This is a genomic window from Arthrobacter sp. zg-Y820 (assembly GCF_030142155.1).
Taxonomy (GTDB): Bacteria; Actinomycetota; Actinomycetes; order Actinomycetales; family Micrococcaceae; genus Arthrobacter_B.
In genome coordinates this window covers 3,205,109-3,217,273 of record NZ_CP126247.1, presented here as the reverse complement: position 1 = coordinate 3,217,273, position 12,165 = coordinate 3,205,109, and the positions used below count along the sequence as shown (strand labels likewise).

General features: G+C 65.5%; 11 protein-coding genes. 5 read left to right on the top strand and 6 right to left on the bottom strand.

Annotated elements, in window-relative coordinates; translation table 11 throughout:
* Complete coding sequence (locus QNO08_RS14640; RefSeq protein ID WP_229964754.1) at positions 1–432, top strand: helix-turn-helix domain-containing protein; 432 nt, start codon at positions 1–3, stop codon at positions 430–432.
* A gap of 50 nt (positions 433–482) precedes the next feature.
* On the opposite strand, the gene map is transcribed toward QNO08_RS14640, so the two are convergent.
* Complete coding sequence (gene map / locus QNO08_RS14635; protein WP_229964755.1) at positions 483–1,256, bottom strand: type I methionyl aminopeptidase; 774 nt, start codon at positions 1,254–1,256, stop codon at positions 483–485.
* A gap of 194 nt (positions 1,257–1,450) precedes the next feature.
* The gene (locus tag QNO08_RS14625; protein ID WP_229964756.1) at positions 1,451–2,620 is read right to left on the bottom strand and encodes an MFS transporter; all 1,170 of its coding nucleotides are present in this window, start codon (positions 2,618–2,620) and stop codon (positions 1,451–1,453) included.
* Between the two features lie 26 nt (positions 2,621–2,646).
* Here QNO08_RS14625 and QNO08_RS14620 point away from each other — a divergent pair, with 26 nt between their 5' ends.
* Positions 2,647–3,231, top strand: a complete 585-nt coding sequence (locus QNO08_RS14620; RefSeq protein WP_229964757.1) for a TetR/AcrR family transcriptional regulator — start codon at positions 2,647–2,649, stop codon at positions 3,229–3,231.
* Here the strand turns inward: QNO08_RS14620 and QNO08_RS14615 are convergent.
* A complete protein-coding gene (locus QNO08_RS14615) occupies positions 3,228–4,607 on the bottom strand; it encodes an MFS transporter (RefSeq protein WP_284155607.1) in 1,380 nt (459 codons plus the stop codon). The two genes, QNO08_RS14620 and QNO08_RS14615, sit on opposite strands and share 4 nt — an antisense overlap.
* A 338-nt stretch (positions 4,608–4,945) precedes the next feature.
* Between QNO08_RS14615 and QNO08_RS14610 the strand changes: the two genes are divergently transcribed.
* Positions 4,946–6,418, top strand: a complete 1,473-nt coding sequence (locus QNO08_RS14610; RefSeq protein WP_229964759.1) for an MFS transporter — start codon at positions 4,946–4,948, stop codon at positions 6,416–6,418.
* 67 nt (positions 6,419–6,485) lie between these two features.
* On the opposite strand, the gene QNO08_RS14605 is transcribed toward QNO08_RS14610, so the two are convergent.
* Entirely contained in the window at positions 6,486–7,505 is a 1,020-nt protein-coding gene (locus QNO08_RS14605; protein ID WP_229964760.1) for a S66 peptidase family protein, read from the bottom strand.
* Positions 7,506–7,600: 95 nt separating this feature from the next.
* Between QNO08_RS14605 and QNO08_RS14600 the strand changes: the two genes are divergently transcribed.
* A complete protein-coding gene (locus QNO08_RS14600; RefSeq protein ID WP_229964761.1) occupies positions 7,601–8,002 on the top strand; it encodes a VOC family protein in 402 nt (133 codons plus the stop codon).
* Positions 8,003–8,043: 41 nt separating this feature from the next.
* Here the strand turns inward: QNO08_RS14600 and fmdA are convergent, their stop codons facing one another.
* The gene (gene fmdA, locus QNO08_RS14595; RefSeq protein WP_229964762.1) at positions 8,044–9,300 is read right to left on the bottom strand and encodes a formamidase; all 1,257 of its coding nucleotides are present in this window, start codon (positions 9,298–9,300) and stop codon (positions 8,044–8,046) included.
* 34 nt (positions 9,301–9,334) lie between these two features.
* Positions 9,335–9,664, bottom strand: a complete 330-nt coding sequence (locus QNO08_RS14590) for an FmdB family zinc ribbon protein (protein WP_229964763.1) — start codon at positions 9,662–9,664, stop codon at positions 9,335–9,337.
* A gap of 645 nt (positions 9,665–10,309) precedes the next feature.
* Here QNO08_RS14590 and QNO08_RS14585 point away from each other — a divergent pair.
* Entirely contained in the window at positions 10,310–12,139 is a 1,830-nt protein-coding gene (locus QNO08_RS14585) for a BCCT family transporter (protein ID WP_229964764.1), read from the top strand.
* Positions 12,140–12,165 lie beyond the last annotated feature (26 nt).

The window sequence follows — 12,165 nt, the reverse complement described above, 5'->3', positions numbered from 1 at the left end:
ATGGCCGCTGAAAGCGCTGCCCAGCGCAACCTGAAAGAATCCCAGATCCTCGCCCGCAAGATCGATCTGCTGCTGGACGTGGTGGTGACGACCGAGGGAAAGCCCTACGAGTTTCAGGACATTCAGTCGGCCCTGGCCGAAAAGGGCGTAAAGCTTTCACGCACCCGCTGGCATCATATGAAGACCGGAGACGCGACGGTCCGGCAGCCGCCGGAAGTGGTGATCGCCCTGGCTGAGTTCTTCCAGGTGAATCCGGATTACCTGCTCAACTCCGACGGCGAAGTGCCGGAGCGGATCCAGCACGAGCTGGAACTGCTGGCATCCATGCGCCGGGCGAAGGTCAAGGAATTCGCCACCCGGACGCTGGCCGATGTGGACAACGAAACGCTGGATGCCATCGCCGCCCTCTTGGACGATTCACAGAAGTACTAAGCAGCGGACGACGGTGAATCCTTCATGAGGGTGGCAGGTATTGCTCGGTCCTAGGCGCTCGGCAGGGTGAGGATCTCAGCACCGTCGTCGGTGATGGCGATCGTGTGCTCGCTGTGGGCGGTCCGGCAGCCGGTGGCGCTTCGGAGCGTCCAGCCGTCCGCGTCGGTGATGAGCTCGTCGGTGTCCGCCATGACCCACGGTTCCAGTGCGAGCAGCAGCCCGGGGCGCAGCTTGTAGCCGCGGCCGGGCCGTCCGGTATTGGGGACGTGCGGGTCCTGATGCATCGTTGAGCCGATGCCGTGGCCGCCGAATTCGGTGTTGACCGGATATCCCGCCTCGGTGAGGACCGAGCCGATGGCAGCCGAGATGTCGCCGATCCGGGCGCCGGGCCGGGCAGCGGCGATCCCCGCGGCCAATGCGTGTTCGGTGGACTTGATCATCGCGACGCTCTTCGAAGGTTTCGAGTCTCCAACGATGAAGCTGATCGCGGAATCTGCGGCAACTCCGCCTTTGGCGACGGCCAGGTCGAGGGTCAGCAGGTCGCCGTCGGCCAGCGGATAATTATGCGGCAGTCCGTGGAGGACGGCATCGTTTACGGCAGTGCAGATGTAGTGGCCGAACGGACCGCGTCCGAAGGACGGCGCGTAGTCGACGTAGCAGGACTGCGCTCCCGCCTCGAGGATCATGTCCTTGACCCACCGATCGATGTCCAGAAGGTTTGTACCGACGGTGCTGCGGCTCTTCACCGTCTGCAGAATGTCGGCAACCAAGGTGCCCGTCACCCTCGCCCGGTCTATTTCGGTGGGGCTCATGATCTCGATCATGCGGCGCCTTTCTTTCGGGTAACCAACAAAGTAACCAATAACTATCCCGGCCATTCTCCACCATCGCCGCGATAGCCGATGTCCTCGGCCTCTCCCTCGACGCGGTGTGGGTCGAAATCAACAGGCCCGAGCCAGTGGTGACGCGGGCGGATGCCGGTGGCAGTGCGCGGGAACCGCTCGCGTCCCAGGCGTAACTAGGTCCGCATCCGGGGCGCAAACCCGAGGGCGGCTGCCGCACTCACGCCCGCGGCAATAATGAATGCCGGGCCAAAGCCCAGTGCTTCGATGAGTTCGCCGGTCAGTGTTGACCCCACTGATTGGCCCAGGACGAGGCTGGTGAACAGGACCGAGGTCCCGGCGGCACCGCTGGGCGAAACCAGTGTTGCCCAGATGATGAGCACCGATGTTGCCGCCGTATAGGCAAGGCCGAAAAGCGCCGATGCGCCGAAGCTGAATAGGGCACTCTGCGGCGCCACCGCGAAGGTGCCGGTGGCGGCGGCGAGGGCCAGCACTGTCACCCGCCAGCTGGTTCCAATGGTGCGACGAGCGAGCCAGGGTGCCGTCAGCACTGCAGCGGCTCCGCCAAAACCCAGGGCGATCCACGCCATAGCCGATGTTTCTGAGGACAAGCCGCCCTGCTGTTCAAGAAGTGTCCGGCCATGCACCCAAATGGCGGCGGAGCCCACCCCCACGGCGAAGGCGGCGGCGATTGGGCGCCGGAGCGGCCTCAATCCTCCTTTCGAACGCTGCGGCGCGGAATCACCGTCGGAGCTGCCCGAAACGGCGTCGGCTCCGGAGGTGTCCGCCCGCAGCACAGCGATCATCGCCGCCAGCGTGAGCACGGCGATCAGCCCCCAGGCCAAACGCCAGGAGGTTCCGAAAGCCAGGGCGAGCGTTCCCGCCGCCACCACCCCGAACCCGGTTCCCGAGTTCACCACCGACTGGAACCGCTTCTGGTCCTCCGCCCTGATGTTGCGCTGGACCAGTTCCACGAGGGCGGGCGAGGCGAAGCCGGCTCCCAGGCCCGCAAGCAGAACGGCGACGACGAAGAAGGGCGTGGCATGCGCGGCGGCGATGCCCGCACTGCCTAGGGCCGCCGTCGTGCCGGCCAGCAGTGTCATGAGCCGCGGATGGCCGGGGGAGTACCGGGCGGCGGCGAGCGCTGACACGCAGTACAACACCGAGGTTCCCGAGGCCAGCAGGCCGCCGACGGAGGGCGTCAGGGCAAAGGTCGCCGAAAAGGCGGGAAGGAAGAGTCCGTATCCGAGCCTGGCCAGGCCATAGGTTGCGGCGATGAGGGCGACGGCGCCCACCGCGAACAGCGGGCCCGCTTGCCGTCGCTGAGGCTGTAACGTGCGTTTCATTGAAACGAACGTTATAGCCTTGGGGGATGGATGTACAACTGAGTGCCCGTGAACGCCTTCTGGATGCGGCGGACGATCTTGCCTTCACCGAGGGGGTGGCGGCAACTCCGGTGGATGAAATCCTCAGGCGGGCGAACGTAGCTCCGGCCACTCTGTACTCGCATTTCGGGAACAAGGAAGGGCTTATTGTTCAGGCCCTGCAGCGCCGGCTGGCCCGCTGGGACGAGGCATGGCAGCAGGAGATCAGCGAGGCTCCGACGGCGGAGGGGAAACTTGTCGCGGTGCTTCCGGCCATCAAACGCTACCGGGCAGGCGCCAGCGCCGCACGGTGGTGCGCTTTCCTCGGCGTCGCGGCGGAATCAGCGCATCCGGGCCGTGCACTCCGGGAGACACTGTCCAGTGACACGCAGCTGCTGACCGCCCGGCTGCACGAGCTGGCCATTCCCGTGGTCGGGGACGACCGCGCTGCCGGCCTGGCCGGGCAGCTGGTCCTGATCTTCACCGGGGTGCTCGGCATGATCCTTCGCGGAACGGACACGGAGGCCGCCGTCGACATGGGGCTGCGGACCGCGGCTGCGGCAATCGGGGCTGCGGCCGGCCGGAACGGCTAGGGCAAGTCGCCCCGGCGGTGCGTCCGCCATGACTTTCGTCCGCGGGGAACGGCGAGCGCGAGAATGACGCTCATGACCGCGCCTGTGGCACCGAGCAACAAGGCGTAGCGGAATCCGCCGGAGGTCGGATCTCCGGTGCCCGAGGCGCTGGCCGAGTGGGTAAGCACGCCGGCAACGATCGCCGACGCGGTCGCCGTGCCGAGGGCGCGGACAAGTGTGTTGAGCCCGTTTGCGGCGGCTGTTTCGGTCACTGGGACGGCCTGCATGATGAGTGTCGGCATCGCGGCGTAACCGAGCCCGATGCCGACGCCGACCACCGCCATGACGAGGCCGACTGTCCAGTCCGTGGTCGGTGCGAGCAAGGCGATGAGGTAGGCCGCGGTCAGCACCACGCTCCCGACGACCAGGAGAGGCTGAGGCCCGAGACGGTCGATGATGCCGCCGGCAATCGGCGACATGGCGAGCATGGCGAGTCCGGAGGGCATCAGGATGAGACCGGCCGCGAGCAGCGGGAGTCCGAGACCACCCGAGGCGGCAGGAAGCGTGAGGATCTGCGGAAAAGCGATACTCGGAACGAACATTGCAAAGCCCATTGTCGCGGATGCAATGTTCGTCATGAGAACGGGGCGTTGAAGGCTCACCCGCACATCTACGAGCGGATCGGACCTGCGCCACTGGTGCCAGGTCCAGGCACCCAAGAAGAATGCGGCAGCACCGGCGCAGCCGAGGGCCCACGGAGAGGTCCATCCCCATACGTTGCCCTGCGACAGAAAAAGCAGCAGGGCGGTCAGCCAGGCGGCAAGTCCCGCCGCTCCGACGACGTCCACGCGGCCGCCTTTTCCAGGTTGGCTCTGCGGCAGGAACAGGGCACAGAGAGTAAGGGTCACGGAGCCCAAGGCGGTAGACACGATGAACAGCAGATGCCAGTCGCCCACTGAGGTGATGAAGGCTGCCACGGGCAACCCGACGGCGGATCCCACGCCCATGGTGGCGCTGACCAGTGCGATCGCTGATCCCAGCCGAGCGGCGGGAACGGTGTCGCGCAGGAGGGCAATGCCGATCGGGATCACGCCCATGCCCATGCCCTGAAGCGCCCGCCCCAGGATCATCGGCACGATGCTGAAGGAGAATGCGCACAACAGGGATCCGGCCACGAGCAGGCTGAGCAACGTGAGGATGATTCGGCGCTTACCAAACATGTCACCCAGCCGGCCCGAGATGGGCGTGCAGACGCAAGAGACGAGGATCGTGATTGTAATGACCCAGGCGGTTTCGGCCCGTGACGCTCCCAGCAGTTCGGGCAGCTCCGCTTGAATCGGGATGAGGATCGAGTGCATAAACGCGCCGACCAGGCCGGCCAGGCTCAGGATCCCCACAACCAGACCGGTCGGGGCCTTCCGGGGCAGGAGGGTCGTTGCAGTCCCGTCCTCGCCCCTCGCTCGACGCCCGCGCCAGAGCTCGGCTCGGGAGGGCGCTGTTCGAGTCTGGTTCACGGGACCTTTATATCACGGAACAATAATTTGGTTCATGAAGTTAATGAACCTGGCCCCCGGTGGAGAGAGGCTTCGCGTGGTCTCTTGTGGGCCGCCGTCGGGCTTGTTAGCATCCGCACCCGAACAGACCTTTGTCGCTCGGAACAAAGCTTTGCTCTTAACAGCAAGCCCGGCCTTTCCGGTCGGGCCATTTTGTGTCCCTCAATGGCGAAGGAATTCAAATGAGCACGCTCGATTCCACCGCGGGAGTCCCGATGTCCGGGCCGCGCCGCACCCCAACCGATGGATGGACAAAGAGCATGGTCTTGACGACCTTGCTGCTTGCCCTCACTCTGGAAGCGGTCGCCATTGGCGCGATCATGATCTCGGTCGCCCTGCCGAGCATTCTCCAGGAGTTCCCTACCGACCAGGGCGGCTGGCTGCCTTCGGCCTACTATCTGGCCGGTGCCGTTGCCGCACCGCTGCTCGGAAAGTGCGCCGATCTCTATGGCAAGAAGCGCGTGCTCCTGATCACGATGGCCATCTCGGGCCTCGGCACGGTCATCTGTGTGCTGGCTCCGACGTTCGGCGTTCTCATCCTGGGCCGCGTGTTCCAAGGCGTGATCCTCGCGACGCTGTCGCTGACCTACTCGCTCATCCGCGACATCTTTCCGCCCAAGCCTGCAGCTTTCGCAGCCAGCCTGACGGTCACCGGCATGGGATTCTTCAGTATCCTCACTCCGATCCTCATCGGCTGGCTCATCGCCCAGTTCGGCTGGCGGGGCATGTTCATGTTCGACGTCGTCTGGACGTTCGGCATGCTGCTGCTCGTGGCGCTCTTTGTTCCTGAATCCCAGCTGCGCAAGAACGCGCGCCCCGACGTTATCGGAGCCTTTCTCCTCGCCTTTGGCGTCGCCGGCATGCTCATCTACGTGAGCGTCGGCCGCAGCTACGGCTGGGGATCCTCACTGGCGCTGTCCTTCCTCATCGGGGGTGCGGTCCTGTTCGCCGCTGCGCTTTTCCGCTCACGCCGCGTCGAGGAACCGATCATCAACGTCAGCCTGTTCGCACGTCGGGCAGTCATCTTCGCCGCTGTCCTCGGTGGTGTTGGTTATGCCATGTCGGCCACGATCGGCCAGCTCATCCCGTTGCTCGCGCTCACCCAGCGCGACGACGGCGTCACCTATGGCCTTGGCATCACAACCGTCCAGTACGCACAGATCGAAACCCCCAAGGCGCTCATGGCCGCCCTTGCCGGCCTCGTTCTCGGATGGCTCGTTGCCCGTGGTCGATCGCCCCGCATGTTCATGGTGCTCGGCATCATGCTGTGGGGGTGTGCCGCGATTCTGCTGGCCACGATCAACGACACTCAGGGCCTGCTCACGATCGGTGCCCTCGTTGCCGGCCTGGCCGGCGGTATGGTCAACGCGTCGCTGCCCAACGTCGTCATCCAGGCGTCGCCTGCGGGCGACCAAGCCTCTGTCGCCGGCACCGTGCAACTGGTGCAGACAGGCCTGGGCGCCATCGCCCCGGTCGTCATGTTCACGCTGATGGCGCCGTACATCGGGCAAACCCCGGCGGGCGGCATCGTCTACGGCGAACAGGGATTCCACACCTGGCTGTACGGATCCGCGGGACTCATCGTGATCCTCCTCGTGCTTGCGGGCACCGTGTTGCGTCCGCGCCCCGGTGAGGTGCAGACGCTCGAACAGTAGGCGGCGACAGCGGCAGCGGTGAAGGCTGAATCCGACCAGCGGCTCGTCGGAGACCGCGACTAGGGGACTAGGGCAAGTCGACCCGGCGGTGCGCAAAGTCCAAAACGCAGGTGCCGCGGGCGGCTTCCACCCGAGCCCAGCCTCCGATCGGAAGCGTGAACATCGGGCTGGTGTGTCCAAAGTCGAGGTTCGCCACCACGGGTTTGCCGGCCAGCACCGGGAACTTCGCGATGAGTGCCTCCAGCTGCTCGCGGGTGATCTCCGAAGCCTGCTGAAACCTGCCGATGGCCAGAGCAGCGATCTGCTCGGCGCCGGGCTGCTGCAGCAGGCTGGCCAGCTGGCGTGCGAACTCGTGCACGTCCGCACTGGAGTCTTCCTCCGCGAAGACCACGGAGCCGGCCAGCTCGGGCATCAGCCCGGTGCCGGCCAGCAGGTTGAACGTGCACAGGTTGCCGCCGATCACCACCCCGGCGGCCTCACCCTCCCGGAGCACCCAGGGACCGTCCGCGTCCCGCACCGTCCGTGCGTCCTGGTCCATGAACCACAGGTCGTCGGTATACGTTTCCGAGGGCTCGATGCTCCAGCGCTCGCCGCCGGTGGCCGCGCTGAACCATGAACCCGTGGGCTCGAAATGGTCGCGCATTCCGAAAGAGGACCAGTGCGGGCCAACATAGGTCAACAGTCCGGTCTTGGCGTGGACGGCGTTCGCCAGCACCGTGAAGTCGGAGTAACCGCAGAATACCTTCGGATTCGCCGCGATCAGTTCCCAGTCCAGATAGGGCAACAGCTCGTTGGCGTTGAAGCCGCCGATCACGCTGAGGATGCCGTTCACCTGGGGATCGGCAAAGGCAGCGTGCAGGTCAGCGGCGCGCGATGCGATGGGAGCACTGAGGAAATCGTCGTGCGCCTCGATGTGGGCGCCGAACTCCAGGGCAAAGCCCAACTGCTCCATCCGCTGATTGATCCACGCGGTGTTGTCGTACTCCATCACGAAGGTTCGTGAGCAGCTCGGGGCAATTGCCCGCAGCGTGTCCCCGGCCTTCAGTCGGGCGGGAACGATGGTCTGCCGGGCCGAGGATTCTGTCATGCCCCCAACCTAGCGCCCTTGTACGGCAGACCGTGGAAGCGGGACCGCGCTGGAACGGTGGACCCGTCCCGGCGCGGCACCCTAGGCTGAGCGCCATGACAGCCTTGATCTCCCACACGTCCTTCGACAGCCTCGATGCCTTCGCCCAGTCAGAGTTCTGGGCCGAAGTGCTCGGTTTCCGCGAGGACCCTGAGGACCCGAACGCGCCCGACGACGACGAGTGCATGATCTCCTCCCCGGACGGCACCAAGCGGCTGCTGTTTATTAACGTTCCGGACGCCAAGCAGGTCAAAAACCGTGTGCACCTGGACCTGCAGCCGGCCGAGGGCACCAGGGACCAGGAACTTCAGCGGCTGCTGCGGCTGGGGGCGCGCGAAGTGGACGACAGGCGCCTCCCGGACGGGACGGGCTGGGTGGTGCTCGCCGATCCTGAGGGCAACGAATTCTGCATCCTGCGCAGTGCTGCCGAGCGTCAGGCCTCAGCAGCAGAGGGTTAGGACGTTGATCGCGCCCCAGGCTCCGGCCGGCCGGGACCGTTTCACCGGTTGCTGGCCCGCGGCGCCCCGATGCCGGGATCGATCTGGAACGGCCCGGACGCGGAGGGCCGCACGTCGAAGTCGAAGATCGCCGTCGGAAGATAGACCGTGGAGCAGGAGTTCGGTATGTCCACCACCCCGGAGAGCCGGCCCTCGATCGGTGCGGCGCCGAGCAGCAGGTAGGCCTGCTCCGGGCTGTAGCCGAACTTCGTGAGGTAGTCGATGGCGTGCAGGCACGCCCGCTGATAGGACAGGTGCGAGTCAAGGTAGCGCTGCTCGCCGTCGAGCGTCACGGAGGTGCCGGAGAACGCAATCCACTCGCTGAACTGCGGATCCGTGGTTCCGGGCATGAAGACCGCGTTTTCCTGCACCCCGTAGGTGTCCATGCCGCCCTTGATGATGTCCATCCGCAGGTCGATGAAGCCGCCCATCTCGATGGCGCCGCAAAAGGTGATTTCGCCGTCGCCCTGGGAAAAGTGCAGGTCGCCGACGGAGAGGTTCGCGCCGTCCACAAACACCGGATAGAAAATCCGGCTGCCCTTGGAGAGGTTTTTGATGTCCTGGTTGCCGCCGTTTTCCCGCGGGGGAGCGGTGCGGGCGGCTTCGGCGCCGACCCGTCCCCACTCGTCGGGCGGCAGGCCGCCGAGCACTGCGTGTTCCGCCTCGGGCGGCAGCGCCAGCGGGGGCACCCGGTGTGGGTCGGTGGCGATCAGGTCGCCCTCGCGCTTGTTCCACTTCGCGAGCAGAGCGGCCGACGGCGCGGTCCCCATCAGGCCTGGATGGATCAGCCCGGTGAAGGAGACACCCGGTACGTGCCGGGAGGTGGCTCTCTGGCCCGTGAAGTCCCAGATGGCCTTGTATGCGTCGGGGAACTGCTCGGTCAGGAAACCGCCGCCGTTCTCGCGCGCAAAGATTCCGGTGTAGCCCCAGCCCTGGCCCGCCAGCGGGCCGGTGTCCTCCTGTGGAATGGGCCCGACGTCGAGGATGTCCACCACCAGCAGGTCGCCGGGCCGGGCGCCCTCCACCGCGAACGGGCCGCTGAGCTTATGCACGGTCAGCAGCGGAGCGTTGAGGATGTCCTCGGCCGAGTCGTCGTTGACGATGGCGCCGTCGAACCATTCCCTGCAGTCCACCCGGAAGGACTCACCGGGCTTGAGCACCGCCACCGGCGGAATCTCCGGATGCCACCGGTTGTGGCCCAGCTGTTCCTGGTCTTCGAACTTCTTCGACGAATCAAGGGGAAAGACGACCTTGGGCATGGCAACTCCTTAGCTGGGGGCGGATTCTGGCGGGTTAGTCGGGGCGGGGCAGCTTCCGGTGGAGCGGGTTGGTGGTGATATTGCCGCGGCGGCCGCCGGGGCGCGGTCCTGCTGGACGGGGCCCGTCGGCGGGGGAACGGACGACGGCGGGCTCTGCCGCCGAGCGCTGCGTGCTCTCGATCAGCCGGTAGGCGCTGGAAGAGGCGCGGGAAAGATGAGGTGCCGTGAACCGCCGCGGCGCTGGTGCTCCGCAGACGGGGCAGGGGAGGGAGCCGGGTGCTTCGCCCATGGCCAGGGAGGCCTCGAAGTCTGAACCGGCTGGGTGGTCGGAGCAGTCCGGGCAGCGGTACGCGTAGAGCGGCATGGCGTTCCCTTTCGGCAGCGGCGGGAGAGCGCGAATCGGAATCTGCGGTGCTGCTCCGGCTTGCCGTCAGCCTAGGGAGGGGTTTGTTGCGAGTCAACGGTGGGCTTCAGGATGACAGGAAGGGCGATAAGTCACAGTGCCGCGGTCGCCATAAGCCGCTGCAGAAGTTCATCACCTTGCCGGTGCGGTTATTTCGACATCCAGAGGGCATGCCTTTCGGGAAGTCCAAATTGTCGAAGATTGGTGACTGAAAGCACATCAAGAATGCCCTGGGGTAAAGTCAGCTGCATTGTCGAGTGGAATCTCCGTCGTGATATTTGCCGGCCGGCACGCGGGGTTGCAGCGCCGGCGGGATTGGGGGGATCCGGGCTGGAAGCATGGGCTGCTGCGCTGCATGACGGTTCGGTGTGGAGTGCGGCCGGTGCCAAGAAACAGATAAAAGCCACGAATTATATCATGCTAATAGAGGCAGAAAGCAGGGTGCACATCCCATTGTCGTGATAGCAGCCGTTTATGTCTTTTGGGCTAAGGTTGGACGTTATGAATTCTGACCCTTTACGTCCCAGCCAAGCGGCAGGCAGCACCGACGGGGCAACCGTTTCCGGCTCTCCGGAGAGCAGACACCCCGGGCGCCCCGTTGAACGTGTGAAAAAAGCGCTGCGCACTGCTGCTTCCGCCCCAGCGCTCAGCCTCCATCCCGGGCTGGTCCCGGGCATCAGCGTTGAGGACACCGGGGTCAACTATCCGACCCGGCGGGGCGTGTTCATTTTTGCCATGGCCATCTCTCTCGCCGTTCTGGCGTGGGCGATTTTTGCGCCCAGCAACCTCAGTTCCGTGGGCACCGGCATACAGGGCTGGGTGGTTGTGCATTTCGGCTGGCTGTTTAACGCCACCATGGTTGCCGCCGCGATCTTCATGCTGGTGGTAGGCTTCGGGCCGACCGGCAAGATCCGGCTGGGGGCCGACGACAGCACGCCGGAGTACTCCACCACGTCCTGGGTCTCCATGCTGTTCGCAGCTGGTCTGGGCATCGCGCTGATCTTCTACGGGCCGATGGAACCGCTCAGCCATTTCCTTTCCCCGCCGCCCTCGACCGATGCCGAGGCTGGCAGCTCCGCCGCCATCCTGCCGGCCATGTCGACCACCTTCCTGCACCAGGCCAGTCTCGCCTGGATCATCTACGCCCTGGTGGGCGGCGCCCTGGCCTACGCCTCTTTCCGGCGCGGCCGGCTGCCGCTGATTTCGTCGCTGTTCGAACCGGTCTTCCCCGACGGCAACAACCGGGTGCTGGGAAAGATCATTGACGTTTCCGCCGTGCTGGTGACACTTTTCGGCACCGCGACCTCGCTGGGCATCGGCGCGCTCCAGATCCGCACCGGAGTCTCGATCATCACGGGCCAGGAGCTGGGCAACGGCTTCGTCGTCGTCGCCATCAGCCTCCTGACGGTTGTCTTCACCATCTCCGCCGTCGCCGGCATCAAGAAGGGCATCCGGCTGCTCTCCAACCTCAACATGACCCTGGTCATTCTGCTGACGCTCTTTGTCCTTCTGACCGGGCCGACGTTCTTCCTGCTCGATCTGCTGCCGGCCTCGCTCATCGCGTTTGTCGGCAACATGCCGGACATGCTGACCGTCTTCGCCGGCCAGGGTGCCGAGCAGGAGGACTTCCTGACCGGCTGGACCACCCTGTATTGGGCCTGGTGGATCTCCTGGTCGCCGTTTGTGGGAATGTTCATCGCCAAGATCTCCAAGGGCCGCACCCTGCGCCAGTTCGTCACCGTCGTCGTCTTCGTTCCCTCGGCAATCTCCATCGCCTGGTACACGGTCTTCGGCGGCACCGCCATCTGGATGAACCAGAACGGGGTGGACCTGACCGTGAAGGACAACGGCGAGAACGTCATGTTCGATCTGCTGGCCAACCTGCCGCTCAGCTCCCTGACGCCCATCGTGTGCATGCTCGCGATTATGGTCTTCTTCGTCACCGCCGCGGACTCGGCCGCCAACGTCATGGGCTCGATGTCCCAGTCGGGCCGGCCCGTGCCCTCGAAATCGGTGACCATCATCTGGTCGGTGGCACTCGGGCTGATCGCCATGTTCCTGCTGCTGGCGGGGGGCCACAACGCCCTCTCGGGACTCCAGGCCATCATGGTGACCTGTGCCCTGCCGTTCACCATCATCCTCGTCGGCGTGATGGTGTCCTGGGCCAAGGACCTGCGCAACGACCCACTGATGATCCGCCGCCGGTACGCGATGGAGGCCATCAGCGGCGGCGTGCGCCGCGGCATCGACGAGCACGGTGACGACTTCGTGTTCGGCACCTCGCACGTGCCGGAGGCCGAAGGCGCCGGCGCCGACTTTGAGAGCGACGACCCCGCCCTCACCGACTGGTACACGGACAACGTCCAGGACCCGGACGTCGTGGAGGGTCCGGAGGAGGAGCATTCGGACAAGGCGAAGGTCGGCGCCGTCGACTAGCGCTCTTTCCTAACTGAAAGCGGAAG

What these genes read in the sequence shown, in the direction of transcription:
- QNO08_RS14640 (WP_229964754.1), top strand. Translation starts at nt 1, where the DNA reads ATGGCCGCTGAAAGCGCTGCCCAGCGCAACCTGAAAGAATCCCAGATC.
- map (WP_229964755.1), bottom strand. Translation starts at nt 1,256, where the DNA reads ATGATCGAGATCATGAGCCCCACCGAAATAGACCGGGCGAGGGTGACG.
- QNO08_RS14625 (WP_229964756.1), bottom strand. Translation starts at nt 2,620, where the DNA reads ATGAAACGCACGTTACAGCCTCAGCGACGGCAAGCGGGCCCGCTGTTC.
- QNO08_RS14620 (WP_229964757.1), top strand. Translation starts at nt 2,647, where the DNA reads ATGGATGTACAACTGAGTGCCCGTGAACGCCTTCTGGATGCGGCGGAC.
- QNO08_RS14610 (WP_229964759.1), top strand. Translation starts at nt 4,946, where the DNA reads ATGAGCACGCTCGATTCCACCGCGGGAGTCCCGATGTCCGGGCCGCGC.
- QNO08_RS14605 (WP_229964760.1), bottom strand. Translation starts at nt 7,505, where the DNA reads ATGACAGAATCCTCGGCCCGGCAGACCATCGTTCCCGCCCGACTGAAG.
- QNO08_RS14600 (WP_229964761.1), top strand. Translation starts at nt 7,601, where the DNA reads ATGACAGCCTTGATCTCCCACACGTCCTTCGACAGCCTCGATGCCTTC.
- fmdA (WP_229964762.1), bottom strand. Translation starts at nt 9,300, where the DNA reads ATGCCCAAGGTCGTCTTTCCCCTTGATTCGTCGAAGAAGTTCGAAGAC.
- QNO08_RS14590 (WP_229964763.1), bottom strand. Translation starts at nt 9,664, where the DNA reads ATGCCGCTCTACGCGTACCGCTGCCCGGACTGCTCCGACCACCCAGCC.